We start from the raw sequence: 26,666 nt of genomic DNA, 5'->3' as shown, positions 1-26,666 counted from the left end.
CTTCGGGGGTTCAGAGTCGTACAGAACCGAGCTTATACCCCTAGGGGGTATGAATTCCACCACCGGGGGGCTCGCGCCGCGCGAGCGAGCGCAGCCAGGCGAGGCCGGCCAGGGTCACCAGGACGAGCCCGCCCACCGAGAAGAGGGTGAAGAGGTGCTCCTGCTGGGAGGTGGGTTCCGGGAGGTACCCCTGGGCGAAGAGTGAACGGTCGAGGTCGGTGGCGGTCATCCGGACCACCAGCCAGAGCGCGATGCCGTGCATCGAGTCCCACAGCGCGTGCAGTACCGCGACGCCGAGGTAGGTGCCGATGACGGGCCCGGCGAAGCGGAACCGGCCGTCGGGGCGGCGGAAGGCGAGCAGGACCGCGCCGGCGATCGCCGTCCACAGGCCGTGCCCGAAGGGGGCGAGGATCCCGCGCAGGATCTCGGTCTCCAGGAGCGAGCGCAGGTCGATGCCGTCCATCGTGACGGCGGCGTTGAAGGCGTACCCGGCGCTCTCGAAGGCGGCGAAGCCGAAGCCGACCGAGCCGCCGAGGACGAGTCCGGCGCGGATGCCCCGCAGCTGCGGGTAGCGGCGCACGACGAACATCAGCGCCGCCAGCTTCACCGCCTCCTCGATCAGTCCGACGCCCAGGAACATCCACAGGGAGGGGTGGAGCAGGTAGTACTCCATGACCGAGGCCCCGAGCACGCCGAGGATGCCGCCGGTGAGGAAGCACCCCAGGATCACCGGCACACCGAAGTCCTGGCCGTGCCGCTCGTACGCCCAGAGCACGAAGACCGCGGGGACGAGGAAGCTGCCGAGCAGGATGAGGGTGGGGAGCAGGGTGGTGTTCTCGGTGGCGTACGTGACGACCGCCGTCAGGACCCACAGCGCCAGGCCGCCCCACAGGCAGCGCTTCCACAATCCGGGGCGCGGCTGCGGGGTCGGCGGGGCCGAGGGGGGCGGAGGTGTCTGTGTGGTGGGTGGGTACTCGTGCACGACGGAGACCTCCAAGTCCCTGCACGGGGCGGACATCTGAGCGGAGCTTATGGTAAATACCCCTTATGTCGCATTCGGGGAGCACGCTCATCCTGATCATGGTGATCGCCGTCCTGGCGCCGCTGCTCGCCTATGCGGTGGGGCGCAAGCTCCCCGTCCCCCTCGTCATCTTCGAGATCCTGCTCGGCATCGTCATCGGCCCCGACGTCCTGGGCTGGGCCCACCCCGACGAGGTCATCGACGCGCTCTCGGAGCTCGGGCTCACCATGCTGATCTTCCTCGCGGGGTACGAGATCGAGTTCGGCAAGGTCCGTGGCGACACCCTCAAGCGCGCGGTCTGGGCCTGGGTCGCCGCCCTCGCCCTCGGCCTCGGCACCGGGATCCTGCTGGGCGGCGGCTATGCCAAGGGCGTCTTCATCGGAGTGGCGCTGACCAGCACCGCGCTCGGCACCGTGCTGCCCGTCCTGCGGGACGCGGGCGAGCTCCACGGCCGGTTCGGCTCCGTCGTCATGGCCTTCGGCGCGGTGGGCGAGTTCGGCCCCATCATCGCGATGGCGCTGCTGCTCAGCGGACGCGCCGCGGCCGAGTCGACCGTGCTCCTCGCCGTCTTCGCCGCGCTCACGGCCGCCGCCGTCTTCTGGGCGCTGCGCCCGCGCCCGCCGTGGTTCTCCCGGATCATCGCCAAGACCCTGCACAGCAGCGGCCAGTTCGCCGTCCGGTTCGTCTTCCTGCTGCTCGCCCTCATGCTGGGGGCCTCGCAGGCCCTCGGCCTCGACGTGCTGCTCGGCGCCTTCGCGGCCGGGCTCATCACCCGGCTCGTGCTGACCGGGGCCGCGCCCCAGGCGGGCCCGGAGATCCTGGAGAAGGTCGAGGGCGTCGGATTCGGCTTCCTCGTCCCGGTGTTCTTCGTCGTCACCGGGATCGAGTTCGACCTGGACTCGCTGCTCTCCGGCGGCCGGACCCTGATCCTGCTGCCGGTCTTCCTGGCGCTGTTCCTGGTCGTGCGCGGCGGGCCGATCTGGTTCCTCGCCCCGCGCGACCTCGACCGCAAGGACCGGGGCGGGCTCGTCCTCTACGGCTCCACGGCGCTGCCGCTCGTCGTCGCGATCACGACCATCGGCGTGGACGACCACGAGCTGACGGCGGGCGACGCGGCGGCGCTCGTCGGGGCCGGCATGGTGTCGGTCCTCGTCTTCCCGCTGCTCGCGCTGAAACTGCGGGCGCGGGCGGGGGAGAAGGCGCTGCCGTCCGAGGCGGTCAGGGGGTCCGAGGCGTGGTGAGCGCGGAGTGGGGGCCGGGGCCGACGCAGGTGCCGGTGCCGATGACGGGGTCGAGATAGCGCAGGAGGGCCCGCTTCAGCTCGACGATCACGGCGGCCCGCTCGGCACCCTCGGGGGCGGCGAGGATCAGCGTGAGGCCGCTCTTGAAGATCGCGAAGGTCATGTCGGCGACCCGGACGCACTCCTCGGGCGGGCTGTCCGGGAGGTAGTGGGAGATCAGGAGCCGGACGCGGTCGATCAGCGAGGCGTGCAGCGCGTCGTGCTCCTCGGCTATCCGGCCGGGGACCTCGGAGCCGTGCATCAGGGCGAGGAAGGCCGGGTTGGCGCAGTTGAACTCGATCAGCGGGTCGACGACCGCGTCGAGCAGCTCGGGCAGCGGCAGGGCGAGGTTCTCCGGAGTGAAGGCCTGGCCGTGGGCCTCGCGCATCTCGTGCATGAGACGGCCGCCGAGCTCGACGGCGATCGCCTCCTTGTTCGGGAAGTACTGGTAGAGCGTGCCGGGCGAGACGTGCGCCTCGCGGGCGATCGCGTTGGTGCTGGCCGCCGTGTATCCGTTCGCGCAGAAGACGTTCGCGGCCGCCTGGAGCAGCTGCGCGATACGACGCTCGCCCCGCGCCTGGCGGCGGCGCGGCTTCGGTTCCTCGGACATGACTGAGCCCGGCCCTCCTCGACGCGATTGACAAACACGAGAGGTCGCTCGCATTCTTGGGTAACGCGAGTGATCACTCGTGTTTGTCATTCTATGGCAATGGGCGACCCCTGTGACCTGCCGGGAAGCGTGCACAGGGGTCAGGTGAAGGGGACACCGGGTCATGGCCGAAGTCAAGAAATCAACGCCGGACGGGGGCCGGGCGTCCGGCGGCCGGGTCTCCGGGGGTCGGCCCTCCGGGGGTACGGGCGGCGGGTGGACGCGGTTCGTCACCGCCCGGCCGCGTCTCACGCTCCTCGTGGCGCTCGTGATCACCGCCCTCGCCGTCCTGGCGGGCGGCGGGGTGGCCGACCGGATGGGCAGCGGCGGCTGGGAGGACCCGGCCGCCGAGTCCACGTACGCGACCGAGGCACTGGCCCGGGAGTTCCCCGGCTCCCAGCCCAACCTGCTCCTGCTCGTCGACGCCGGAGCCGCCGGAGCCGCCGGGGTCGACGCCCCGGCCGCCGCCGCCGAGGCCCGGAAGCTCGCCGAGCGGCTCGACGCCGAGCCGGGCGTCGACGGAGTCGGCTCCTACTGGTCCACCGGCTCGCCCGCCCTCCGCTCCGAGGACGGCCGCCAGGCGGTGATCGCCGCCCGGATCGCCGGCGAGGAGAAGGACGCCGCCGCCATCCTCGACCGGATCGCCCCCGAGTACCGGGGCACGCACGGCCCCGTCGAGGTCACCCTCGGCGGCGGCCTCGCCGTACGCCACGAGATGCAGGTGGTCATCCAGGAGGACCTGCTGCGGGCCGAGCTCATCGCCCTGCCCCTCACCCTCGTGCTGCTCGTCATGGTCTTCGGCAGCGCCGTCGCCGCCCTGCTGCCGCTCGGCGTCGGCATCGTCGCCATCCTCGGCACCAACGCCGTCCTGCGGGGCATCACGGAGTTCACGGACGTCTCGGTCTTCGCGCAGAACCTGACGACCGCGCTCGGCCTCGGACTCGCCATCGACTACGCCCTGTTCGTCGTCCGCCGGTACCGCGAGGAGCTCGCGGCCGGCGCCGACACGTACACCGCCGTCCGTACGACCCTGCGCACGGCGGGGCGGACCGTGCTGTTCTCCGCGCTGACCGTCGCCGTCTCGCTCTCCGCGATGCTCGTCTTCCCGCAGTACTTCCTGCGCTCCTTCGCCTACGCCGGCATCGCGGTCGTCGTCCTCGCCGCGACCGCCGCGCTCACCCTGCTCCCGGCGGCCCTCGTGCTGCTCGGCGACCGGGTCAACGCCCTGGACCTGCGGCGCCTCCTCCGGCGCGGCCGCCCGGCCCGCGAGGACACCTCCGGGGCCGGCTGGGCCAGGGCCGCCGACCTCGTGATGCGCAGGGCGCCGGTCTTCGCCGTCGCCACCGCGGCCGGGCTCGTCCTCCTCGGACTGCCCTTCCTCGGCGTCAAGTTCGGCACCGCCGACGACCGCCAGCTCCCCGTCACCGCCTCCTCCCGGGTCGTCCAGGACCAGCTGCGCGAGGGCTTCCCCGGCAACCCCGGCGGCGGGCTCACCGTCCTCGCCGAGGGCCCCGCCACCCCCTCCCAGTACGCGGCCTACCGCGAGCGGATCGCGGCCCTCGACGGCGTCGAACGCGCCGACGGCCCCGTGACCGCGGGCGCGGCGGCCGGCCACGCCTACTTCACCGTCGTACCCGAAGGGGAGACCGTCGGCGCCGGCGCCCAGCGGGTCGTGGGCGAACTGCGGGCCGCACCCGCCCCCTTCGATACCTCCGTCACCGGACAGGCCGCCGTCCTCGTCGACTCCAAGGACGCCCTAGGCGAGCGACTGCCCTGGGCGGCGGCGATCGTCGTCCTCGCCACCCTGCTCCTCGTCTTCCTGCTCACCGGCAGCGTGATCATCCCCGTCCAGGCCGTCGTCCTCAACGCCCTCAGCCTCACGGCGATGTTCGGCGCGGTCGTCTGGGTCTTCCAGGAGGGCCACCTCGCCGGACTCCTCGGCTTCACCGCCACCGGGGACATCGAGACCACCCTGCCCGTGCTCATGTTCTGCGTGGCCTTCGGACTCTCCATGGACTACGGCGTCTTCCTGCTCTCCCGCGTCAAGGAGGAGTACGACGCCACCGGGGACCACGAGCACTCCGTCCGCTTCGGCCTGCGCAGGACCGGCGGCCTGATCACCGCGGCCGCCGTGATCCTCGCCGTCGTCATGGTCGCCATCGGCACCTCCCGGGTCACCAACACCAAGATGCTCGGCCTCGGCGTCGCCCTCGCCGTCCTCATGGACGCGATGGTGGTCCGCAGCCTCCTCGTCCCCTCCGTGATGAAGCTGACCGGCCGCCTCACCTGGTGGGCGCCGGCGCCGCTGCGCCGCTTCCACGACCGCTTCGGCGTCAGCGAGTCGGACGGGCCGGGGCCGCTGCCGTCCCCGGTCGGCACGGAGCCGGCCACCGAGGCCGCCACCGAGGCGGCCGAGGAGCGGCGGGAGAGTACCCCCGCCCGTACGTGAACCCCGACCCCGTACGCCAGGACGCCGGGCCCCGGAGTGTTCCGGGGCCCGGCGTCCTCGTCCGACGGGGGAGCGCGGGCGACGGTCAGTCGCGGCGGGCCCGGTTGCCGGGGCGGCCGGCGACCCAGACGCGGATCGTGTCCGCGTACCAGTAGGGCTTGCCCGACTCGACCTGGTCGGGCGGAGGCAGGAGGCCGTGCTTCCGGTAGGAGCGCACCGTGTCCGGCTGGACCCGGATGTGCGCGGCGATGTCCTTGTACGACCAGAGCCTTCGGTCCGTCATGCCTGGTACCTCCCTGCGCACCGCGCAGCGGCGGCAGGGGGTGCCGTTCGGGGGCGCTGCGGGCGGGCGATGGTGATCACTGAGCCTCTGCCCGGTGAACGACCCCCGCCGACAGGAGGAGAACGGCTGTCGAGCGCCTGTGACGGAAAACCCGCGTAACGGAGACATGCGTGACGCCAAGGGGACTTGTGTGACGGAAGTGACGCACACACACGCGCAAGGACGGCGGTGTGTCCGCGTGCGTCACCCCTGGTCAGACAGGTATGCGCCGGTCACACGCCGCAGGAACGCAGGAAGCGCCGGGTGCGCAGCGCGATCGGGTACGGAGTGTCCGGCTCGCACGGGTACATGTCCTGCTCGACGATCGCGAACAGGTCCACGTCCAGGGCCTGCGCCGCGGCGAGCACCGGCTCCAGGGCCGGCACCCCGGACGGCGGCTCGCACATCACGCCCCGCGCCACCGCCGGGCCGAACGGCACCTCCTCGGCCACCACCCGGGCCAGCACCTCCGGGTCGACCTGCTTGAGGTGGAGGTAGCCGATCCGCTCCCCGTAGCTCTCGATCAGCTTGACGCTGTCCCCTCCCGCGTACGCGTAGTGCCCGGTGTCCAGGCAGAGCGCGACGGCCTCCGGGTCGGTGGCGTCGAGGAAGCGCGTCACGCTCTCCTCGCCGTCGAGATGGGTGTCGGCGTGCGGATGCACGACGAGCCGCAGCCCGTACCGCTCCCGCACCTCCCGCCCCAGGCGCTCCGTCAGACGGGTCAGATCCCGCCACTGCCCGGCGGTCAGCGTGCGCTCCTCCAGGACCTCGCCCGTCTTGTCGTCCCGCCAGAAGGACGGGATGACGACGAGATGGCCGGCGCCCACGGCCTGGGCGAGCGCCGCGTTCTCGGCGACATGCGCCCAGGTGCGGTCCCAGACGGCAGGACCGTGGTGCAGCCCGGTGAAGACCGTCCCCGCCGAGACCCGCAGCCCGCGCCGCGCGGTCTCCTCCGCGAGGACCGCGGGATCCGTGGGCAGATAGCCGTACGGTCCCAGCTCGATCCACTCGTACCCCGCGCCGGACACCTCGTCGAGGAAGCGCTGCCACGGCACCTGCCGGGGATCGTCGGGGAACCACACCCCCCAGGAGTCCGGGGCGGAGCCGATACGGATACGGGACGGACGCGACGGCGGCGGGGGCAACGACGGCAACGACAACGACGGCTTCGGCGGCTTCGTCATGCCAGCCACCTTGGCCGGGGCCCGAGAGCAGCGTCAAGCGGGCGGGGCGTCCGAATGTCCGGACATGTCGTTGACACGCCTTCGGGCGGACGACTAGACCTGGGAGCGGGGCCGGAGGCGAAAGGTGGCGCGTGGAGACGGAGCCGTACGACCTGATCACCATGGGGCGCCTCGGCGTGGACCTGTACCCGCTCCAGAGCGGCGTCGGGCTCGACCACGTCGAGACGTATCGCAGGTTCCTGGGCGGCTCCCCGGCCAACGTCGCCGTCGCCGCAGCCCGCCTCGGCCGCCGTACCGCGCTCGTCTCCCGCACCGGGGCCGACCCCTTCGGCGCCGCCCTCCACCGCGACCTCAAGGGCTTCGGCGTGGACGACCGCTGGGTGACCGAGGTCGCCGCCTACCCGACCCCCGTCACCTTCTGCGAGCTCTTCCCGCCCGACGACTTCCCGCTCTACTTCTACCGCCGCCCCAAGGCCCCCGACCTGGAGATCCACCCCCACGAGCTCGACCTCGACGCGATCCGCGCCGCCCGGGTCCTCTGGGTGACCGGCACCGGCCTGTGCGCCGAACCGAGCCGCTCCGCCACCCTGGAGGCGCTGCGCGCCCGGGCCGGCCGGGAGGTGACCGTCCTCGATCTGGACTGGCGGCCCGCGTTCTGGACGGACCCGGCCGAGGCCCGCCCGTACTACGCCGAGGCCCTGCGCCACGCGACCGTCGCCGTCGGCAACCTCGACGAGTGCGAGGTCGCGACGGGGGAGCGCGAGCCGTACGCCGCCGCCCGCGCCCTGCTCGCCACCGGCGCGGTCCGGCTGGCCGTCGTCAAGCGGGGCCCCGAGGGCGTCCTCGCGCTCGCCGCCGACGGCACCGCCGTCGAGGTGCCGCCGCTGCCGGTGGAGGTCGTCAACGGGCTGGGCGCGGGCGACGCGTTCGGCGGGGCGCTCGTCCACGGCCTCCTCGCCGGCCACGACCTGGAACGGACCCTGCGCCACGCCAACGCCGCCGGCGCGATCGTCGCGGGCCGCCTCGCCTGCTCGTCCTCCATGCCGTACGCGGAGGAGATCGCCGAGGCGCTCGCGGCGGGCACGGGAACGATCCCGGAGAAGGGGTAGGGATCCGGTCATGAACCCCGCCCTCGCTCGCCCCGAGCGTCTCCACCTGCCCGCCGGGTCCACCGCCCGGGGGCCCTACGCGCTCCGCATCGACCCCGGCACGGCCGGCTGGGAGCATTCCGCCCTCCGGGTCCTCGCCCTCGGACCGGGCGAGATCCACCTCTTCGAGAGCGGGGATTCCGAATGGGTCGTGCTTCCCCTCGCCGGTGCCTGTAGCGTGCGCGTCGACGGCGAAGTAATCGAACTCCTGGGCCGCGACAGCGTGTTCGCGGGAGTGACCGACTTCGCCTACGTACCGCGCGACACCCACGCCCAGATCGCCTCCGGCGCGGGAGGCCGCTTCGCTTTGGCAGGAGCGAAGTGCGAGCGACGACTCCCCGCCCGCTACGGCCCCGCGCCGGAGGTTCCCGTCGAGACACGGGGCAGCGGCAACCGCACCCGCCAGGTGCGGAACTTCGCCGCGGCCGCCCCCGCCGGAGGCGATGACGGACACGGCTTCGACTGCGACCGGCTGATCGCCGTCGAGGTCGTCACCCCCGGCGGCAACTGGTCCTCCTACCCGCCGCACAAGCACGACGAGCACCGCCCGGGCGCCGAATCCGTCCTGGAGGAGATCTACTACTACGAGATCGCCGGCCCGCACGGCCTCGCCTACCAGCGGATCTCGCCCTCCAGACCCGGCGGCGCCGAGCTCCTCGCCGAGGTCAGGGACGGCGACGCCGTCCTCGTACCGGACGGCTGGCACGGGCCGTCGATCGCCCAGCCGGGTCACGACCTCTACTACCTCAACGTCATGGCGGGCCCCGGAGCGGAGCGGGAGTGGAAGATCTCCTTCCACCCGGACCACACGGAGGGATACGCATGACCATCCGGCTGACCGTCGCCCAGGCGCTCGTCCGCTTCCTCGCCGCCCAGTACACGGAGCGCGACGGGGCCCGGCAGCGGCTGATCGCCGCCACCTGGGGCGTCTTCGGCCACGGGAACGTCGCCGGGATCGGCCAGGCGCTGGTCGAAGAGGCCGAGTCGATGCCCTTCCACCAGGGCCGTAACGAACAGGCCATGGTCCACGCCGCCGTCGGCTACGCCCGCCAGTCGAACCGGCTCTCCGCGCACGCCGTCACCACCTCCATCGGCCCCGGCGCCACCAACCTCGTCACCGGCGCCGCCCTCGCCACGATCAACCACCTGCCGGTCCTGCTCCTCCCCGGCGACACCTTCGCCACCCGCCCCGCCGACCCCGTGCTCCAGCAGCTCCAACTCCCGTACGCCGGCGACGTGTCGGTCAACGACTGCCTGCGGCCCGTCTCCCGCTACTTCGACCGGATCGGCCGCCCCGAGGCGCTGATCCCGGCCGCCCTCGCCGCCATGCGGGTCCTCACCGACCCCGTGGAGACCGGCGCCGTCACCCTCTCCCTTCCCCAGGACGTCCAGGCGGAGGCGTACGACTGGCCGGCGGAGTTCTTCGCCGAGCGGGTCTGGCGGGTCCGCCGCCCCTCCCCGGACGAGGACGAACTGGACGCGGCGGTCGCGGCGATCGGTCAGGCCACCCGTCCGCTGATCGTCGCCGGCGGCGGCGTCCGGTACAGCGGGGCCGAGGAGGTGCTCCACGACTTCGCCGCGCTGACCGGCATCCCGGTCGCCTTCACCCAGGCCGGCAAGGGGGTCCTGCCGCACGGTCACCCCCAGGACGTCGGCGGCATCGGCCACACCGGCACCGCCGTCGCCGACCACCTGGCCCGCACCGCCGACGTGGTCATCGGCGTCGGCACCCGCTGGACCGACTTCACCACCGCCTCCGGAACGCTCTTCGGTCACCCCTCCGTACGGTTCGTCAACCTCAACATCGCCGCCTTCGACTCCCACAAGATGGCCGCGCTCCCGCTCGTGGCGGACGCCCGCGAAGGCCTGGAACAACTCCACACGCTCCTGGAGCCGCACCACGTCGCCGCGCACTACGTGCACGAGTACGCCGAGGAGAGGCTCCGCTGGCAGACCCGCGTCGACGCGGCCTACGCCGTCCCCGACGAGGACGCCCGGCCCACCCAGGCCCAGGTCCTCGGCGTACTCGACACTCTGGTCGACGGCAGCGACATCCTGATCAACGCCGCGGGCTCGCTCCCCGGCGACCTCCACAAGCTCTGGCGCACCCGCTCCACGGACCAGTACCACGTCGAGTACGGCTACTCCTGCATGGGTTACGAGATCCCCGCGGCCATCGGCGTCCTGCTCGCCGCGCCCGGCCGGCCCGTCTGGGCGCTCGTCGGCGACGGTACGTACCTGATGAACCCCACCGAAATCGTCACCGCCGTGCAGGAGCGCCTGCCCCTCCGGCTGATCGTCCTGCAGAACCACGGCTACGCCTCCATCGGCGGTCTCTCGGAGGCGGTCGGCGCCGAGCGCTACGGCACCGACTACCGCCACCGGGACGCGGCGGGCGGTTTCACCGGCGCGCCGCTCCCGGTCGACCTCGGAGCCAACGCCGCCTCCCTCGGTATGTGCGTGCTACGCCCACGTACCGTGCGTGACCTGCGGGAAGCCCTCGCGGAGGCGCGGATCGCGACGGTTCCCACATGTGTCTACGTCGAGACCGAAACGGCAGACACAGTGTCGGGCCCGCCCCCGGCCCAGGCATGGTGGGATGTGCCCGTGGCCGCGACGTCGACCCGCCCGTCGGCGGTCAAGGCCCGCGAGGAGTACGACCGGCACGTCACCGCCCGACGCCGCCATCTCTGAAGGAGCATTTCGTCATGACGAACACCGTCAAGACCGTCGACCACTGGATCGGTGGCAAGGCCGTCGAGGGCACGTCGGGCAACTGGGGCCCCGTCACCGACCCGGCCACCGGCGCCGTGACCACCCGTGTCGCGCTCGCCTCCGTCGAGGAGGTGGACGCCGCCGTCGCCGCCGCCAAGGACGCCTTCGCGACCTGGGGCACCTCGTCCCTCGCGCAGCGCACCACGATCCTCTTCAAGTTCCGCGCGCTGCTCGACGCCAACCGCGACGCGATCGCCGAGCTGATCGTCGCCGAGCACGGCAAGGTCCACTCGGACGCGCTCGGCGAGGTCGCCCGCGGTCTGGAGATCGTCGACCTGGCCTGCGGCATCACCGTCCAGCTCAAGGGCGAGCTCTCCACCCAGGTCTCGAACCGCGTGGACGTGGCCTCGATCCGCCAGCCCGTCGGCGTCGTCGCGGGCATCACGCCCTTCAACTTCCCGGCCATGGTGCCGATGTGGATGTTCCCGATCGCCATCGCGACCGGCAACACCTTCATCCTCAAGCCGAGCGAGAAGGACCCGTCGCCGGCCCTGAAGATCGCCGAGCTGCTCGCCGAGGCGGGTCTCCCGGACGGTGTCTTCAACGTCCTGAACGGCGACAAGGTCTCCGTGGACCGCCTCCTGGAGCACCCGGACGTCGCCGCGATCTCCTTCGTGGGCTCGACCCCGATCGCCCGCCACATCCACACCACCGCCTCCGCCAACGGCAAGCGCGTCCAGGCGCTCGGCGGCGCGAAGAACCACATGCTGGTCCTCCCGGACGCCGACCTCGACGCGGCCGCCGACGCGGCCGTCTCGGCGGCGTACGGCTCCGCCGGCGAGCGCTGCATGGCGATCTCGGCGGTCGTCGCCGTCGGCTCCATCGGCGACCAGCTCGTCGACAAGATCCGCGAGCGCGCCGAGAAGATCAAGATCGGCCCCGGCAACGACCCGACCTCCGAGATGGGCCCGCTCATCACGGCCGTCCACCGCGACAAGGTGGCCTCCTACGTCACCGGCGCGGCGGCCGAGGGCTGCGAGGTCGTCCTCGACGGGACCGGCTACACGGTCGAGGGCCACGAGGACGGTCACTGGATCGGCCTGTCCCTCCTGGACCACGTGCCGACCACGGCCGCGGCCTACCAGGACGAGATCTTCGGCCCGGTGCTCTGCGTGCTGCGCGCCGAGACGTACGAGGAGGGCCTCGCCCTCATCAACGGCTCGCGCTTCGGCAACGGCACCGCGATCTTCACCCGTGACGGCGGTGCGGCCCGCCGCTTCCAGATGGAGGTCGAGGCCGGCATGGTCGGCGTCAACGTGCCGATCCCGGTGCCGGTGGGCTACCACTCCTTCGGTGGCTGGAAGGACTCGCTCTTCGGCGACCACCACATCTACGGCAACGACGGCGTGCACTTCTACACGCGCGGCAAGGTCGTCACCACCCGCTGGCCGGACCCGTCCGACGCCCCGTCGGGCGTGGACCTGGGCTTCCCCCGCAACCACTGACACCACTGCACCACTGACACCGCCCTGACCGAGTACGGCCCCCGGAGCGCGCACGACACCGCGCCCCGGGGGCCGTCCTCATGCGCCCGTACCGGGGGGGCGTCTTGGGCGCGGGGCGACCCGCGCATACCGCGTCGGGTGTACGCGACGGCCGCCCGTACGACTCCAGGAGGTCGGACGCCTCCCCCTCCGGGCAGCCGTGCCGCACAGCGAGGCCGCCTAGGCTCGACCCATGCGACTCCGACTTCCCCGGTGGGCCGCGGTCACCGCCGTCCTCGCCGTCCTCGCGGGTGCCGGCACTTGGACCGCCGTCGCCTCGGACGAACCGCCACCCGTGCAGCGCACGGACAAGGCGCTCGACATCGACGGTGTACGGCTCGACACCTCGTTCTTCACGAGCGGCGGTGGGGAGCGCCGCCCCGCCGTCCTCCTCGGTCACGGCTTCGGCGGCTCCAAGAACGACGTCCGGGCGCAGGCGGAACAGCTCGCCCGCGACGGCTACGCCGTCCTCACCTGGTCCGCCCGCGGTTTCGGCGCCTCCACCGGCGAGATCGGACTCAACGACCCCGACCACGAGGTCGCGGACGTCCGGGAGCTGATCGACTGGCTCGCGGCCCGTCCCGAGGTGCTCCTCGACAAGCCCGGAGACCCGCGCGTCGGCGTCACCGGCGCCTCCTACGGCGGCGCGATCTCCCTGCTCGCCGCCGGACACGACGCGCGCGTCGACGCCGTCGCCCCCCAGATCACCTACTGGAACCTCGCCGACGCCCTCTTCCCGAACGGCGTCTTCAAGAAGCTCTGGGCGGGGATCTTCTTCTCGGCGGGGGACCAGCAGGGCGCGGCTGCGGCTGCGGCTGCGACCGGGACTGGGACTGGGACTGGGGCTGCGACTGGGGCTGAGGGGGCTGGGGCCACGACCACGACCCCCTCCGCCTCCGCGACAGCGGCCCCGGCGAACGGCTGCGGCCGCTTCACCGCCGACATCTGCTCCCTCTACCAGCGCGTCGCCGTCGCCGGAAAGCCCGACGCCGCCGCCCGCGCGCTCCTCGAAGCCCGCAGTCCCTCCGCCGTCGGCGCCCGCATCAAGGTGCCCGCGCTCATCGTCCAGGGCCAGTCCGACTCCCTCTTCACCCTCGACCAGTCCGACGCGATGGCCCGCACCCTCGGCGCCAACGGCGCCCCCGTCGCCGTCGACTGGATCGCCGGCGGTCACGACGGCGGCGACCGCGAGACCGAGCGCGTCGAGCGCCGCATCAGCACCTGGTTCGACCGCTGGCTGAAGCGCGACACCTCCGTCGACACCGGCCCCGCCTTCCGCGTCAGCCGCACCGGCGGCGTCGACTCCACCGACGGACAGGCCACCCTGCGCGCCGCGACCGCCGACCGCTACCCCGGCCTCACCGCCGCCACCGGCACGTTCGCCCTCTCCGGGCCGCCGCAGACCTTCGCCAACCCGGCCGGCGCCGCACCGCCCGCCATCTCCGCCGTCCCCGGCCTCGGCGGCGGCCTCTCCGGCCTCTCCTCCCTCGGCGTCGGACTCTCCCTCGACTTCCCCGGCCAGTACGCCCGCTTCGACGCGAAGCCGCTGACCGGGGCCGTCCGGATCACCGGCAGCCCGACCGTCCGCGTCAAGGTCACCTCGACCGCCGCCGACGGCTCCGCCGTCCTCTTCGCCAAGGTGTACGACGTCGGGCCCGACGGACGGCAGCAGGTGCTGCCCTCCCAGCTCGTCACCCCCGTCCGCGTCGAGGACGCCAAGGCCGGCCGTGGCCTCACCCTGACCCTGCCCGCGATCGACCACGAGGTGGAGGCCGGGCACCGGCTGCGGCTCGTCCTCGCCGCCACCGACCTCGGCTACGCCTCCCCGACGGTCCCCGCCGGCTACACCGTCGCCGTCGAGGGCCCCCTCACCGTCCCGACCGCGCCCGGCCTCGACACCCAGGCCACCGCCCTGCCCTGGTGGGTCTGGGGCCTGCCGCTCCTCGGCCTGGCCGCCGCCGCGGCCCTCCTGCTGACGGCCCGCCGCCGGACCGCCGCCCCCGCGCCGGACCCGGAACTCGCCTCCGTACCCCTCCAGATCACCGGACTCTCCAAGAAGTACGCGGGCGGCGACAGGTACAGCGTCCGGGACCTCTCCTTCCGCGTCGAACAGGGCCAGGTCCTCGGCCTCCTCGGACCGAACGGAGCGGGCAAGACCACCACCCTGCGCATGCTGATGGGCCTCATCCGGCCCGACGAGGGGGAGATCCGGGTCTTCGGCCAGGCCATCCGCCCCGGTGCCCCGGTCCTCTCCCGGGTCGGCGCCTTCGTCGAGGGCGCCGGCTTCCTGCCGCACCTCTCCGGCCGGGAGAACCTGGAGCTGTACTGGAAGGCCACCGGCCGCCCCGCCGAGGACGCCCACGTCGACGAGGCCCTGCGGATCGCGAACCTGGGCGGTGCCCTCGAACGCGCCGTACGCACCTACTCGCAGGGCATGAGGCAGCGCCTCGCCATCGCGCAGGCCATGCTCGGCCTGCCGGACCTGCTGATCCTCGACGAGCCGACCAACGGCCTCGACCCGCCGCAGATCCGCGAGATGCGGGAGGTGATGATCCGGTACGCGGCCGAGGGCCGGACCGTCATCGTCTCCAGCCACCTCCTGGCGGAGGTCGAACAGTCCTGCACCCACCTCGTCGTCATGGACCGGGGACAGCTCGTCCAGGCCGGACCCGTCGCCGAGATCACCGGCTCCGGTTCCACCCTGCTCGTGACCACGGCCGGGGACGTCGACGACCCGCTCGTCGAGAAGATCGGCGCCCTCCCGGGCGTCGGCTCGGCCGCCCGCACGGACGGCGGGCTCCTCGTCCATCTCGACGGCACGGACGCGACCGCCCTCATCGGCGACCTCGTCCGGCTCGACGTACCGCTGACCGGGGTCGGACCGCACCGGCGCCTGGAAGACGCCTTCCTGACCCTGATCGGAGGAGGATCCGCATGAGCGGGCCGACCACCACCACGGCCACCGCGCCCCCGGCCGAGACCGCCGCCCCCGGCTACCGGGCCGGCCGCACCCTGCCGCTGCGCGTCGAGGCCCTGCGCCAGTGGAAGCGGCGCCGCACCCTGATCATGGGCGGCATCCTCGTCGCCCTGCCCTTCGTCCTGATCGCCGCCTTCGCCATCGGCGGCTCCGGGGACGGCGACCGCAACGGCCGCATCACCCTGATGGACACGGCGACGGCCTCCGGCGCCAACTTCGCCGCGACCTGCCTCTTCGTCTCGGCCGGCTTCCTCCTCGTCATCCCCGTCGCACTCTTCTGCGGCGACACGGTCGCCTCCGAGGCGAGCTGGTCCTCGCTGCGCTACCTCCTGGCCGCGCCCGTACCCCGCTCCCGGCTCCTCGCCTCCAAGCTCGCGGTGGCGCTCGGCTACAGCGCGGCCGCGATGGTCCTGCTGCCGCTCGTGGCGCTGGCCGTGGGCACGGTCGCCTACGGCTGGGGGCCGCTCCGGCTGCCGACCGGCGGTGCGGTGCCCGCCACGGACGCGATGCTCCGCATCGGTATCGCCGTCGCCTTCGTGTTCGTCTCCCAACTGGTCACCGCCGGGCTCGCCTTCTGGCTCTCCACCCGCACCGACGCCCCGCTCGGCGCGGTGGGCGGCGCCGTCGGCCTGACCATCGTCGGCAACGTCCTGGACGCGGTCACGGCGCTCGGCGACTGGCGCGACTTCCTGCCCGCGCACTGGCAGTTCGCCTGGATCGACGCACTCCAGCCGCAGCTGGAGTGGGGCGGCATGGTGAAGGGCGCGGCGATCTCGGTGACGTACGCCGTGATCCTCTTCGCTCTCGCCTTCCGCGGCTTCGCCCGCAAGGACATCGTGTCGTAGGAGCACTCCGGTCCGGGACGATCACACCCACCCCCTCCGAGCCGCTTCCGCACCCGCGCGGAAGCGGCTCGTCGTGCCGAGGGCCGCCATCAGCTCGCCGACCCGACGGCTGTACGTCCGCGCCGACATGCCGAGCCTGGCCGACGCCGTCTCGTCCGTGAGCCCCGACAGGAGGGCGTCGAGGACCGGCCGCAGCTGCGGCGGGAGGCCGCACGGCGGAAGCGGGGGCGGGGGTACGTACGTGAGCTCCTCGGCCGCCGCCCAGCAGGCGTGATGAGCCCGGACGAGGGCCTGCACGACCACCGGGTCGCGGATCAGCAACAGGCCGTTGTAGAGCAGCTCCAGGTCGAGCGGGACCGCCGCCACCGTCCGGTCCACGACGATCAGCTTGAACGGGATCGCGTCCGCGAGCCGCGCCCGGCCGGGGAGCGGGAGCCCGTCCTCCAGCCGGGGCAGGGCGTGCCTCGGCACGATCCGCCGGACCTCGTCGGCCCGCTCCGCCGCGGCCCGCATGCACGCGCCCGCCAGCTCCAGGAACGGCCCGGGGATCGCGAAGCCCGCCGAGGCCACGGGGTCGTCGAAGGTCAGCAGCTCGTGCCGGGTGGAGGCGGCCAGCCCGGCGAGCGCGGCGCTGATCCGCCGCGCGCCCCGGACCGGGCGCCCCGCAGGCCGCTGTCCCTCGGTCGCGGCCCGGTTCATCGCCGAACGGGCGAGCATCACGGAGCCCGCGCTCTCTGCCACCGCTGACCACCCCCGCCCGATCGATGTCCACTCCATGTACGCATGCGACTGCACACGGTGACAAGCCCTGTTGAGGAGGATGGCGAATCCATGCCACCCTCGTCCACCCCGGTCGCCGTTGCCACATCGAGATCCATCCGCAACTCCTTCGACTGCTCCGTTCGGCCCCTTCATTCGTCACATTCACAAGTGCCGCACCATGAGGGGGAGATGACATGAGTCGACGGAGAGTGACAGTGGACGGGCGCCGTGGAGCCCGGTTCGGGGCCGTGATCGCGGGGGTGCTCGTCGCCGGGCTTGCCGTCGGAGGCTGCGGCGCGTCGGGCGGGAGCCACGACGCGTCGCGCGCCGACGGCCCCGGCCGCACCGCACCGGGCACCTCCGGCGGCGGGTCCGGGAAGCCGGGGTACGTCGCCCCCGGAACGGCGACCCCGGGAGCCGACGCGGCCGCGCCCGAGGAGGGCGAGCAGCGCACCCGGCCCCCCGCCCCCGACTACCTCTCCACCTTCGCCCTCGACGTGGACACCGCCTCGTACGGCTACGCCCGCCGGGCGCTGTCCGAGGGCCGGCTGCCCGAACCGGCGACCGTCCGCCCCGAGGAGTTCGTCAACAGCTTCCGCCCCGACTACCCGCGCCCCGCGGACAACGGCTTCGGCGTGAGCCTCGACGGGGCCCGCACCGGGCAGGACGGCTGGTCCCTGGTCCGGGTGGGGCTCGCCACCCGCGGCGCCGACCGGAGTGGCGCCCGCCCGCCCGCCGCCCTCACCTTCGTCGTCGACATCTCCGGCTCGATGGACGAGCCCGGCCGTCTCGACCTCGTCAAGGAGTCCCTCGGGCTGCTCACCGACGAGCTCCGCGACGACGACTCGATCGCCCTCGTCACCTTCAGCGACGAGGCCGAGACCCGGCTGCCCATGACCCGCGTCGGAGACTCCCGGGGCCGGATCCGCGAGGTCGTGGACTCCCTGGCGACGACCTCGTCCACCAACGTCGAGGCCGGCGTCCGCACCGGCTACGACGTCGCCGTCGAAGGCCGCCGCGAGGGCGCCACCAACCGGGTCGTGCTGCTCTCCGACGCCCTCGCCAACACCGGTGAGACCGACGCGGACGCGATCCTCCGCCGCATCGACGAGGAGCGCAGGCTCCACGGGATCACGCTCTTCGGTGTCGGAGTCGGCAGTGAGTACGGCGACGACTTCATGGAGCGGCTCGCCGACAAGGGCGACGGCCACACGACGTACGTCTCCACCTCCGAGCAGGCCCGCAAGGTCTTCGTCGACCAGCTGCCCGCCCATGTCGAGCTGCGCGCCCGTGACGCCAAGGCGCAGGTCGCCTTCGACCGGGGGACCGTCGAGAACTTCCGGCTGATCGGGTACGAGAACCGGGAGGTCGCCGACGAGGACTTCCGGAACGACGGGGTGGACGGCGGCGAGGTCGGCGCGGGTCACACCGTCACCGCGCTGTACGCCGTGAAGACCCGGCCCGGGGCGAAGGGCCGCGTCGCCACCGCCACGGTCCGCTGGCTCGACCCGAAGACCCGGGCGCCGCACGAGCGTTCCGGCACGGTCGCGGTCGAGGCGCTCTCCGCCGGAGTCTGGGACGGCGGCCACGACAGCCTCCAACTCACGGCGATCACGGCCTACTTCGCGGACGCCCTGCGCGGCGGCGACCTGCCGGGCGACCCCGGGCTCGCGACGCTCGCGCAGCGCGCCGAGGCGATCGCCGGACGGTCGGGATCGGCGGTGGTCCGGGAGCTCGCCGAGGCCGTCCGGCAGGCCGAGCGGCTGCTCGGGCCGACCGCGGAGCCGGGCGAAAGCGCTTCCGGGGACGGCGAGTTGAAGTCGGGAGACCCGTACAGCTGACGCGGGAGGCGGGCAGCGGGCCAGAATGGCCGCATGGCCACCCTGCTGCTCGCCCTCGCCGTCGGATGCACCGGCCTCTACGCCGGTTTCATGTTGATCTTCCAGACCGGGATCATGCCCGCGCTCGGCCGTCTGACGGACGCCGAGTTCGTCACGGCGATGCGCCGGATCAACGAATGCGTCCCGAGGGCCGTGTTCCTGCTCGTCTTCTTCGGGGTCGTCGCCTTCCCCGTCGCCGCGTTCCTCGTCCCGGTCGACGGGCGGACGGACACCCAGAAGTGGCTGGTCCTGGCCGGGCTCGTGGCCGCGGCCCTCAACCACCTCGTCACCGTCGGCGGCAACGTCCCGCTGAACGTGGCGCTCGCCGCCTCGGAGCGTCCGGGCGGCGAGGACCCGTCGACGGTCCGGGCCGCGTTCGAGAAGCGGTGGAACGGCTTCCACCTGGTCCGTACGGCTCTGATCACGGTCTCGTTCGGAGCGCTCACCGCCGCTGCGGTCCTCTGACGGACCCAGGGCCTGTCCGGCGGGGCGCGTCTTGCGGATCAGGCGAGACGCCCCTGGTGCCGACCGCCTGCCGGCCGCCTGCCGACCGCCTGCCGACCTGCTCGCCGGCCGCCTGCCGACCCGCTTGCCGGCCGCCCGGCCGGCCTGCTCGCCGACGGCCCGTCGACCGCCCGGCGGCCCCCGAGGGAGCCGCCCGGCGGTCCTTCGGCGATCCCTCCCGGGCCGTCCGCGGGAGCCCTTCCGGCGGAACCGACCAGCCCGGCGGTTTCTGGCGTGAAATCGCGGTTGACCACCCCTTCGGCATCCTCAAGGACCCTGCGAAAGCGTACCCCCGGGTCCTGAAACAGTCTTTCGGGAGCCAAAGGTCTGCGCCAGTGACGAAAATCTGCTGCAGAAATATCCCCTCAAATGGGGTGAAGCAGCCCGATATCACAGGCCGTCATTCCATACCCCGCGGTTTCTTATTGACATGCCTGCGGGGGTCTTTTCTAATCAACGAGTGTCATCCAGCGCGCAGACACCGCACAGGCACTGAGGGGGCAAGATGGACGTCCGAATCCTGGGGGGGCTTTCGGTACGGGAGAACGGCGCGTCGATCACTCCGACGGCAGCCGCCCCGCGACAGCTGCTCGCCCTGCTCACCGCCAGCGCCGACCAGCTCGTCCCCGTGACGGTCCTGACCGAGGAGCTCTGGCCCTCCGGCGCCCCGCGCGGCGCCCGCGCCGAACTCCAGTCCCACATAGCGGAATTGCGGACCCTCATCGCGAGCGCACTCCGTGGCGCCGACGCGGCGGAGCCCCGCCCCGGCTGGTCGGACCGGCGCACCGCGGACGCGATCCTCGTCTCCCAGCCGGGCGGTTACCGCCTCGACACCGGCGGCGGCGTCAACGACGTCTGGCAGTTCGAGCGGGCGGCCGGCGCCGGCTACCGGGCCATGGAGGCCGGCGACCTCGCGCGCGCCGCGCTCCGGCTCGGCGAGGCCCTCGCCCTCTGGCGCGGCGAGCCCTACGCGGGCGTGGCGGCCGGGCCCCGGCTCCGCTGCGAGATCGAACGCCTGGAGGCGTCCCGGCTCAGCGTGCTCGACCAGTGGATCGAGGCGCAGCTCGGCCTGGGCCGGCACGCCGAGCTCCTCTCCGAACTCTCCGGACTCGTCGCCCGCTACCGCACCAGCGAGCCCCTGCACGCCCACTACATGATCGCGCTGCTGCGCTGCGGCCACCACGACGAGGCCCTCACCGCGTACGAGCGGCTGCGCGCCGCCCTCCTGGGGGAGAACGGCATGGAGCCCTCGGCGCGGCTGCGCCGGCTCCAGAGCTCGGTCCTCGCCGTGCGGCACATCCCGGCCCGCTCCCTCCTCGGCGCCCATGTGCCCGTCCAGTACACCCCGGGCGGCCGGACGGCCAGGCCCGTCCCCGTGGGCTCGCTCGTCTGAGGACCCGCCCGGCCGCGCCCGCGGGAACGAAGCGCGCCGGGGCGGCGTTGGATCGTGGCAGATCCTGTGTTGACCGGCTCCCGAAGCCGAATTAGTTTCGGCGAGCAGGACGGGTTTCCTCCAAGGCACCCGATTTCGCTCTATTTACGGGAGTGGGGCCATGACCTCGCACGGCGCGGACGCAGCCGGCGGTGCCGACGCGCTGCTCGCGGTCCTCGAACTGATCGCCCGCCAGGCCCCGCCCGCACGTTTCGACGAACTCCTCGACGAGGCCCGCCTGGGCGGTCTCACCGGCGACGGACTCGACCGCCTGGAGCGGGCCGTGAAGCTCGCCGCCGAGGTCCGCTCCGGACACGAGGACGCCGCGCGCCGCGAGGCCGGACTCGCCGCCCTCACCGACACCGCGCGCGATCTGACCTTCTCGTACGACCTCGACAGCCTGCTTCGCGTCGTCATCCGCCGCGCCCGCCGGCTCCTCGGCCTCGACCTGGCGTTCGTGACGCTGCGGGGCCCGCACGGCAGCTGCCACGTCCACACGATCGAGGGCGCCCGCGCCGGGCTCGACACCGGCCCCGGCCGGACGACCGGACCGCACCTCGCCGCCGGGCTCAGGATCGCCGAGGGGTACGGACTCGGCGGCGCGGTCCAGCTCCACGACGAGCCCGTCTGGACCGCGGACTACCTCGCCGACGAGCGCTTCGCCCCCTCCGGCTCCCTCGACGCGGGCGTCCACGCGCCGGCCTTCGACGAGGCGGCCGAGGCGGCCCTGCGCGCCGAGGACGTGCACGCCATCATGGCCGCGCCGCTGCGCAGCGGGGAGACCGTCATCGGCGTGCTCTACGGCGCGGACCGGCGCGTCCGCGACCACACCTCCGAGGAGATCGGCCTCCTCACCGCGCTCGCCGACCTCGCCGCCCTCGCCGTGGAGAAGGCCGGACTCCTCGACCGGACCCGCGCCGAGGTCTCCGAACTGGAGCGCGACAGCTCCCGTGTACGGACCAGCCTCACCCGGATGCGGCATGTCAGCGAGGCCCACAGCCGCATCATGAACCTCGTCCTCGCCGGCGGTGACCTGGGCAACGTGGCCAAGGCCGCGGGGGACGCCCTCGACGCCACCGTCCTCATCCACGACCAGGGCGGCCGCTGCCTCGCCGGCGGGGAGATCCCCGGCCTGGACGAGAAGACCGTCAAGAAGGCCTCGCTCGACGCGCACGCCCGCCGCCGTCCGGTCCTGGCCGACGAGGACACCTGGGTCGCCCCGGTCATCGCGGGCTCCGAGGACCTCGGCGGCCTGGTGATCCGTGCCGCGAGCGGGCTCACCGGCGAGGACGAGCGGCTTCTCGAACTCGCCGCCCAGGCCGTCGCCTTCCTCCTCCTGATGCGGCGCTCCACGGCCGTCGCCGAGGGGCCCGTACGCGACGAACTCCTCGACGACCTCATCGCCGACCCGCCGCACGCGCCGCAGCAGATCGGGCAGCGGGCCCGCCGCCTCGGCGTCGACCTGCGCCGACCGCACGTCCTCGTGGTGGCCCGGCCGGAGGGCGGCGAGCAGGGCCGGGCGGTCGTGTGGGCGTCCTCGTACGCGTACCGCCTCTCCGGCCTCAAGACCGTGCAGGGCGGCTGCATCGTGCTGCTGCTCCCCGGCATCGACGCCTCCGCCGCCGCCCAGGCCGTCGCCGCGGAGCTCTCCCCGCTGCTCGGCCACCCCGTCTCGGTCGCCGCCTCGGGACCCGGTCAGAGCCCGGACGGCGTCGGGCGGATGTACCTGGAGGCCGTGCGGTGCCTCGACGCGATGAGCGCGCTGGGCGGCACCGGTTCGGCGGCCTCCGTGCAGGACCTCGGCTTCCTGGGGCTGCTGCTCTCCGACGACCACGACGTGGAGGGCTTCGTCGAGGGCGCGATCGGGCCCGTACTCGACTACGACGCCGAGCGGTTCACCGACCTCACGCGCACCCTGGAGGCGTACTTCGCCTCCGGCGCCAGCCCGACCAACGCGGCCGAGGCGCTGCACGTCCACCCCAACACGGTCTCACGCCGCCTGGAGCGGATCGGCGAACTCCTCGGCCCGGAATGGCAGAAGCCGGGCCAGGTCCTGGAGGTCCAGCTCGCCCTGCGCCTCCAGCGCACCCGCGAGGTCCTGTCCCGAGGCCGTGGCACCACGGACCCGACGCGACCGACGACCCCCTAGGGGGACTTGGGGGGTCTCGCGGGCTTTCGGGCTTTCCGGGTGTCCTGCCGGTCGGGCCGGGCCTGGGCCCGGCCCGGTGGTCAGCTCGCCGTGCGGCCCGTCGCGTAGCCGGAGCCGTAGGACGTGTCCCACTCCGCTGCCAGGACCGTCGCCGCGTGGGCCGCCGAGGCCAGCGTGATGTGCCGGTGCCAGCCGCGGAACGAGCGGCCCACGAAGTCCCGCAGTCCCGCACCCTCGCCGACCTCCACGAAGTCACGCTCCACGCGGCGCGCCAGCTTCGTCAGCCGCAGCAGCGAGCCGACGGGGGAGTGGGTCAGATCGCTGATCCACACCCGGGCCGGGCCGCGCCGCGGGTCGTCCCACTCGCCGAGCAGGACCAGGGGCCGCATCCGCTCGCCGCCGGGCGTCGGCAGCGCGACCCGTACGGCCGTGGCGAGCGAGGTCCGCGAGGTCCGCGCGCCGGCCACCGTGTCCACCCAGCTCACCGGCCTGCGCAGGCCCTTGAGCGATTCCAGGATCTGATGCGCCGACAGCGGCCCCGCGCCGAAGCCCGGCAGCGAACGGTCCGCGATCGCCATGCGGGACCCCGGGCCGATCCGGGCCACGACCGGCACCCCGGCCCCGGCGAGCCGGGTGAGCGCCGCCCGGCCCGCGCCGCCGCGGATGTCCAGGAGCACCGGCTTGCGGGTGACGTCGGACCAGCGGGCCGTGTCGAGCGCCGCGGCGACCGCGCACTCCTCCAGCGTCTCCTCGCCGGCCTCCTGGGGGACCTCCGCGCGGTCGCGCCGCGTGCGGTCGTTCACCCAGGGGTCCGGCAGGAACAGCCGCCAGTTGACGGGAACGCTCAGCTCGTCGCTGGCGAACCACACCCCGAACGCCTGCTGGCCGTGGAAGACCTGGCCGCGCTCCGGGTCGAAACGCCGGTCCACGCCCACCGAGTGCTCACCGGCCTTCGGGATCGGCATGGGCCGGACCACCCAGGCCTGCGGGCAGCTGTTCCGCTCCAGGTAGCGGGCGAGCGCGGCCCGCATCGGCTGCCAGTCCCAGGTGGAGCTGGAGACGAAGTGGTGCAGGCTCTGCTCGGCCGCCGGCCCCCCTATCTGGGCGGCGATGTTCCGGATCGACTTGCGGCCCTGCGCGGTGAGCAGGCCGTGCAGGTACTGCTCGGCCTTCAGGCGCTGGTCGCGGCGCGGGAAACCGGAGAAGAGCGCGGAGCACAGCTCGGCGTAGACCTCCTCGCCCGAACCGGCCGCAGCGGCCGCACCGACGGGCCTGGCGACGCCCAGGGGAACCGTCAAGGACGAGACGGCCCCGGTGGTGGCCCTGCGCTTGGTTGCGACGGATGTACTCACGACACTCCTGCCCGAAGGTTGCGCAGCGCTCCCTCCCGCTGCTCCACCACCGTCGCCCGTGGGGGCCCTCCGGGACGAGGTGTACCCGGCACCCGAATCGGCCGCCGAATGGTGACCGGACCACCTCCCCTACCGTTACCGCAGGTCACAGCGGTATCAGGGGTCACGTCCCCGACCCCCACCCCTGCGTTCCGGAATACCCCGCGGGGGATCTGACAGACTCGCGCGCCCCGCTTTGACCCGTCGCAAGGCGTGGCCGGACCATCACAGAGCGAGGTTGCACGGGCCCGGATCCCGGTTAATGCCCCAGGCCGGGAACCGTGCCTGTGCGCCTCGCCCCGACGCCCGCCGTAGCCTGATGGCCATGGAACTGCGCGCGCAGCTGCCGGCCGTCGGGGCCGTCGCCGCCGGCGGCGCCCTCGGCGCGGTCGCCCGCTACGGCGCGTCGCTCGCCTGGCCCACGCCGGCCCACGCCTTCCCCTGGACCACCTTCACGGTGAACGCGGCCGGCTGCGCCGCGCTCGGCGTCCTCATGGTCCTCGTCACCGAGCCCCCTGTGAGGGAGGCTCATCCGGCGGAGGCTCATCCGGCGGAGGCTCGTACGGGGGAGCCCCGCACCGCCCCGCACCCGCTCCTCCGGCCGTTCCTCGGCACGGGGTTCTGCGGCGGGTTCACCACCTTCTCGACGTACACCCTCGACACGCAGCGGCTGCTGAGCGCCGGCGAACCGGCGCGCGGGCTGCTCTACCTGGGTGCGACCGCGCTCACCGCACTGGCCGCCGTGTGGGCCGGGGTCACCCTGACCCGGGCGGTACGGACGCGGGTGGTGAGGGCCGGGTGAACTGGCTGCTCGTCGTCGTGGGCGCCGCCGTCGGCGCGCCCCTGCGGTACCTCACCGACCGCGCGGCCCGCGCCCGGTACGGCTCCGCCTTCCCCTGGGGCACGCTCGCGGTGAACGTCGTCGGCTCGTTCGTGCTCGGGCTGCTCACCGGCGTCGCCTCCGCCCGCTTGCACCTGCTGCTCGGGGTGGGCCTGTGCGGGGCGCTGACGACGTACTCGACCTTCTCGTACGAGACGCTGAAGCTGTACGAGGGCGGGGCGAAGGGGTACGCGGCGCTGAACGTGACCGGGAGCCTGGCCGCAGGACTCGGAGCCGTATGGCTGGGAGTGGAGACGGCCGGGCTGTGGTGATCCGGAGCCTCAAGCTCGGCGGGCCGGGAACACCTTCGTCTCGACGACCGGCAGGCCCTTGACCCACCAGTGGTCGTAGCGCCGGTAGACCAGCGGGTCCCGGTCGGCCAGGAACGCCCCGAGAGCCTCGGCCTCCACGGCCGACTCCTCCCAGACGCGCGCCGGGAGCCGGTGGAACGCCGAGACCTCGACGCCGCCGTCCACGGGCCGCCAGACCCCGGCGACGTACCCGTCGACGAGCAGCGTCGGCAGCACGTCGCCGTTCACGCGGATCACGGACTTCCGGTACTCGGGCGGGATGACGCGGCCGCGGTCGGCGTAGGCCAGCAGGACGCTGTCCCACATCGCCATCAGCCGCGGCGGGGCGGGCACGTCCTCGTCGGGCAGGGCCGCCCCGGGGACGTCGTACAGGACCGTCCCGCCGGGCCCCTCGCATCGGTCGAGCCGGCCGTCGAGCGTCCCCAACACCTCCCGTATCCGCTTCTGTTGCGTCATCGAGAACTGCGCCATGTCCGCCACGGAAGCGGGCCCGAAGCCCTCCAGGTAGCGCAGGACCAGGGCGGCCAGGCCCGCGGCGGACGCGTCCGGATCGCCGAGCCGCGGCCGGGAGTCGGCCGTGACGAAGGACTGCGCGGTCCCGTACGACCACGGCGGCCCCGTCGGGGCGTGCCAGAGCGGCGCGTACTGCCGGATCATCCGCCAGGCCACGGGCTCCACCGGGCCGCCCCGGCTCTCCTCGATCAGGGCCCGCATCTCGGCCCCGGACCGGGGCCGTTCGGCGTACGCGAGGAGGCCGGGCAGCAGCGCGTCGGCGTCGGCCGGCGTGAACCCCGCCGCCCTGAACCGGTGGTCACCGAGCCGCGAACCGCGCAGCGTCGGCTCCATGCCCTCCCGGAACGCCCGGTAGTCCTCCGCGTGGACGAGGTGCAGGGTGAGCCGCATCAGCGTCGACCGCACCGCCCGGAACCCGTCCACGGCCCCGTCGAGCCGGCCCGGGTCGAAGCCCGCGACCCGGTTCCACAGGGCGACGTACGGCGAACCCGGCTGCTGCGCCTGGAGCGCGACGACCCGCCGCAGGGCCTCCTCGACGTCGACCGGCGCGCGTTCGAGCAGCAACTGACGGGCGAGGGTGGCGCGGTTGAGGGCGCGTGTGGTGATCACCATGGCGTGATTCTGCCTCCGGGGCGGAGGGAACGCGTACCGTCCCGATCACGGGACCGCCCTCGGACGCCGCAGGCGGGGCGTGGCCCTCGGGCGGCGGC

General features: G+C 73.4%; 21 protein-coding genes. 14 read left to right on the top strand and 7 right to left on the bottom strand.

Annotated elements, in window-relative coordinates:
- Window positions 1-40 precede the first annotated feature (40 nt).
- Window positions 41-982: a PrsW family intramembrane metalloprotease gene (locus OG580_RS12320; protein WP_267043707.1), complete on the bottom strand. Its 942-nt coding sequence runs from the start codon at window positions 980-982 to the stop codon at window positions 41-43.
- A 65-nt stretch (window positions 983-1,047) separates the two neighbouring features.
- Between OG580_RS12320 and OG580_RS12315 the strand changes: the two genes are divergently transcribed.
- Window positions 1,048-2,262, top strand: coding sequence for a cation:proton antiporter (locus tag OG580_RS12315; protein WP_267043706.1), 1,215 nt, complete (start codon window positions 1,048-1,050; stop codon window positions 2,260-2,262).
- Here OG580_RS12315 and OG580_RS12310 read toward each other — a convergent pair.
- Window positions 2,240-2,911, bottom strand: coding sequence for a TetR/AcrR family transcriptional regulator (locus OG580_RS12310; RefSeq protein ID WP_267043705.1), 672 nt, complete (start codon window positions 2,909-2,911; stop codon window positions 2,240-2,242). The two genes, OG580_RS12315 and OG580_RS12310, sit on opposite strands and share 23 nt — an antisense overlap.
- Window positions 2,912-3,074: 163 nt before the next feature.
- On the opposite strand from OG580_RS12310, the gene OG580_RS12305 reads away from it, so the two are divergent.
- Complete coding sequence (locus OG580_RS12305) at window positions 3,075-5,399, top strand: MMPL family transporter (RefSeq protein WP_267043704.1); 2,325 nt, start codon at window positions 3,075-3,077, stop codon at window positions 5,397-5,399.
- A gap of 85 nt (window positions 5,400-5,484) precedes the next feature.
- Here OG580_RS12305 and OG580_RS12300 read toward each other — a convergent pair whose 3' ends face one another.
- Both OG580_RS12300 and OG580_RS12295 read right to left on the bottom strand, forming a co-directional pair.
- Window positions 5,485-5,682 (bottom strand): AlpA family transcriptional regulator, encoded by a 198-nt coding sequence (locus OG580_RS12300; protein WP_267043703.1) that lies wholly within the window; start codon window positions 5,680-5,682, stop codon window positions 5,485-5,487.
- A 272-nt stretch (window positions 5,683-5,954) separates the two neighbouring features.
- A complete protein-coding gene (locus OG580_RS12295) occupies window positions 5,955-6,905 on the bottom strand; it encodes a sugar phosphate isomerase/epimerase (RefSeq protein WP_267043702.1) in 951 nt (316 codons plus the stop codon).
- A gap of 161 nt (window positions 6,906-7,066) precedes the next feature.
- Here OG580_RS12295 and iolC point away from each other — a divergent pair, with 161 nt between their 5' ends.
- From iolC to OG580_RS12265, 6 genes are all read left to right on the top strand, one after another.
- Entirely contained in the window at window positions 7,067-8,014 is a 948-nt protein-coding gene (gene iolC / locus OG580_RS12290) for a 5-dehydro-2-deoxygluconokinase (RefSeq protein ID WP_267047980.1), read from the top strand.
- Window positions 8,015-8,024: 10 nt separating this feature from the next.
- Window positions 8,025-8,879, top strand: a complete 855-nt coding sequence (iolB, locus tag OG580_RS12285; protein ID WP_267043701.1) for a 5-deoxy-glucuronate isomerase — start codon at window positions 8,025-8,027, stop codon at window positions 8,877-8,879.
- Window positions 8,876-10,747: a 3D-(3,5/4)-trihydroxycyclohexane-1,2-dione acylhydrolase (decyclizing) gene (iolD, locus tag OG580_RS12280; RefSeq protein ID WP_267043700.1), complete on the top strand. Its 1,872-nt coding sequence runs from the start codon at window positions 8,876-8,878 to the stop codon at window positions 10,745-10,747. Before iolB ends, iolD begins: the two co-directional genes overlap by 4 nt.
- Before the next feature lie 14 nt (window positions 10,748-10,761).
- Window positions 10,762-12,273: a CoA-acylating methylmalonate-semialdehyde dehydrogenase gene (gene mmsA, locus OG580_RS12275; protein ID WP_267043699.1), complete on the top strand. Its 1,512-nt coding sequence runs from the start codon at window positions 10,762-10,764 to the stop codon at window positions 12,271-12,273.
- Between the two features lie 232 nt (window positions 12,274-12,505).
- The gene (locus tag OG580_RS12270; protein ID WP_267043698.1) at window positions 12,506-15,250 is read left to right on the top strand and encodes a CocE/NonD family hydrolase; all 2,745 of its coding nucleotides are present in this window, start codon (window positions 12,506-12,508) and stop codon (window positions 15,248-15,250) included.
- Complete coding sequence (locus tag OG580_RS12265; RefSeq protein ID WP_267043697.1) at window positions 15,247-16,134, top strand: ABC transporter permease; 888 nt, start codon at window positions 15,247-15,249, stop codon at window positions 16,132-16,134. The genes OG580_RS12270 and OG580_RS12265 overlap by 4 nt, the downstream gene beginning before the upstream one ends.
- Window positions 16,135-16,155: 21 nt before the next feature.
- On the opposite strand, the gene OG580_RS12260 is transcribed toward OG580_RS12265, so the two are convergent.
- The gene (locus OG580_RS12260) at window positions 16,156-16,875 is read right to left on the bottom strand and encodes a DNA-binding response regulator (protein WP_267043696.1); all 720 of its coding nucleotides are present in this window, start codon (window positions 16,873-16,875) and stop codon (window positions 16,156-16,158) included.
- Between the two features lie 215 nt (window positions 16,876-17,090).
- Here OG580_RS12260 and OG580_RS12255 point away from each other — a divergent pair, with 215 nt between their 5' ends.
- The 4 genes from OG580_RS12255 (at window position 17,091) to OG580_RS12240 (ending at window position 22,861) form a co-directional block, all read left to right on the top strand.
- Window positions 17,091-18,737, top strand: coding sequence for a VWA domain-containing protein (locus tag OG580_RS12255; protein ID WP_267043695.1), 1,647 nt, complete (start codon window positions 17,091-17,093; stop codon window positions 18,735-18,737).
- A 33-nt stretch (window positions 18,738-18,770) separates the two neighbouring features.
- Window positions 18,771-19,241, top strand: coding sequence for a DUF1772 domain-containing protein (locus OG580_RS12250; RefSeq protein WP_267043694.1), 471 nt, complete (start codon window positions 18,771-18,773; stop codon window positions 19,239-19,241).
- A gap of 544 nt (window positions 19,242-19,785) precedes the next feature.
- A complete protein-coding gene (locus OG580_RS12245; protein ID WP_267043693.1) occupies window positions 19,786-20,673 on the top strand; it encodes an AfsR/SARP family transcriptional regulator in 888 nt (295 codons plus the stop codon).
- A gap of 160 nt (window positions 20,674-20,833) precedes the next feature.
- The gene (locus tag OG580_RS12240) at window positions 20,834-22,861 is read left to right on the top strand and encodes a helix-turn-helix domain-containing protein (RefSeq protein ID WP_267043692.1); all 2,028 of its coding nucleotides are present in this window, start codon (window positions 20,834-20,836) and stop codon (window positions 22,859-22,861) included.
- Window positions 22,862-22,941: 80 nt separating this feature from the next.
- Here OG580_RS12240 and OG580_RS12235 read toward each other — a convergent pair whose 3' ends face one another.
- Entirely contained in the window at window positions 22,942-24,213 is a 1,272-nt protein-coding gene (locus OG580_RS12235; RefSeq protein WP_267043691.1) for a transposase, read from the bottom strand.
- Between the two features lie 364 nt (window positions 24,214-24,577).
- Here OG580_RS12235 and OG580_RS12230 point away from each other — a divergent pair, with 364 nt between their 5' ends.
- Together OG580_RS12230 and crcB are read left to right on the top strand one after the other, a co-directional pair.
- Complete coding sequence (locus OG580_RS12230; RefSeq protein ID WP_267043690.1) at window positions 24,578-25,054, top strand: CrcB family protein; 477 nt, start codon at window positions 24,578-24,580, stop codon at window positions 25,052-25,054.
- Window positions 25,051-25,404, top strand: coding sequence for a fluoride efflux transporter CrcB (gene crcB, locus OG580_RS12225; RefSeq protein ID WP_267043689.1), 354 nt, complete (start codon window positions 25,051-25,053; stop codon window positions 25,402-25,404). Before OG580_RS12230 ends, crcB begins: the two co-directional genes overlap by 4 nt.
- A 9-nt stretch (window positions 25,405-25,413) precedes the next feature.
- Here the strand turns inward: crcB and OG580_RS12220 are convergent, their stop codons facing one another.
- Window positions 25,414-26,568, bottom strand: a complete 1,155-nt coding sequence (locus OG580_RS12220) for a winged helix DNA-binding domain-containing protein (protein WP_267043688.1) — start codon at window positions 26,566-26,568, stop codon at window positions 25,414-25,416.
- Window positions 26,569-26,666 lie beyond the last annotated feature (98 nt).

The organism is Streptomyces sp. NBC_00094, assembly GCF_026343125.1.
GTDB lineage: Bacteria > Actinomycetota > Actinomycetes > Streptomycetales > Streptomycetaceae > Streptomyces.
The sequence above is the reverse complement of the archived record's forward strand: the minus strand, read 5'-3'. Positions and strand labels throughout refer to the sequence as shown.

Coding starts and splice junctions, on each gene's coding strand:
- OG580_RS12270 (WP_267043698.1), top strand. CDS start 12,506: ATGCGACTCCGACTTCCCCGGTGGGCCGCGGTCACCGCCGTCCTCGCC.
- OG580_RS12255 (WP_267043695.1), top strand. CDS start 17,091: ATGAGTCGACGGAGAGTGACAGTGGACGGGCGCCGTGGAGCCCGGTTC.
- OG580_RS12265 (WP_267043697.1), top strand. CDS start 15,247: ATGAGCGGGCCGACCACCACCACGGCCACCGCGCCCCCGGCCGAGACC.
- OG580_RS12315 (WP_267043706.1), top strand. CDS start 1,048: ATGTCGCATTCGGGGAGCACGCTCATCCTGATCATGGTGATCGCCGTC.
- iolC (WP_267047980.1), top strand. CDS start 7,067: ATGGGGCGCCTCGGCGTGGACCTGTACCCGCTCCAGAGCGGCGTCGGG.
- OG580_RS12250 (WP_267043694.1), top strand. CDS start 18,771: ATGGCCACCCTGCTGCTCGCCCTCGCCGTCGGATGCACCGGCCTCTAC.
- iolD (WP_267043700.1), top strand. CDS start 8,876: ATGACCATCCGGCTGACCGTCGCCCAGGCGCTCGTCCGCTTCCTCGCC.
- mmsA (WP_267043699.1), top strand. CDS start 10,762: ATGACGAACACCGTCAAGACCGTCGACCACTGGATCGGTGGCAAGGCC.
- OG580_RS12230 (WP_267043690.1), top strand. CDS start 24,578: ATGGAACTGCGCGCGCAGCTGCCGGCCGTCGGGGCCGTCGCCGCCGGC.
- OG580_RS12305 (WP_267043704.1), top strand. CDS start 3,075: ATGGCCGAAGTCAAGAAATCAACGCCGGACGGGGGCCGGGCGTCCGGC.
- OG580_RS12295 (WP_267043702.1), bottom strand. CDS start 6,905: ATGACGAAGCCGCCGAAGCCGTCGTTGTCGTTGCCGTCGTTGCCCCCG.
- iolB (WP_267043701.1), top strand. CDS start 8,025: ATGAACCCCGCCCTCGCTCGCCCCGAGCGTCTCCACCTGCCCGCCGGG.
- OG580_RS12310 (WP_267043705.1), bottom strand. CDS start 2,911: ATGTCCGAGGAACCGAAGCCGCGCCGCCGCCAGGCGCGGGGCGAGCGT.
- OG580_RS12240 (WP_267043692.1), top strand. CDS start 20,834: ATGACCTCGCACGGCGCGGACGCAGCCGGCGGTGCCGACGCGCTGCTC.
- OG580_RS12220 (WP_267043688.1), bottom strand. CDS start 26,568: ATGGTGATCACCACACGCGCCCTCAACCGCGCCACCCTCGCCCGTCAG.
- OG580_RS12300 (WP_267043703.1), bottom strand. CDS start 5,682: ATGACGGACCGAAGGCTCTGGTCGTACAAGGACATCGCCGCGCACATC.
- OG580_RS12245 (WP_267043693.1), top strand. CDS start 19,786: ATGGACGTCCGAATCCTGGGGGGGCTTTCGGTACGGGAGAACGGCGCG.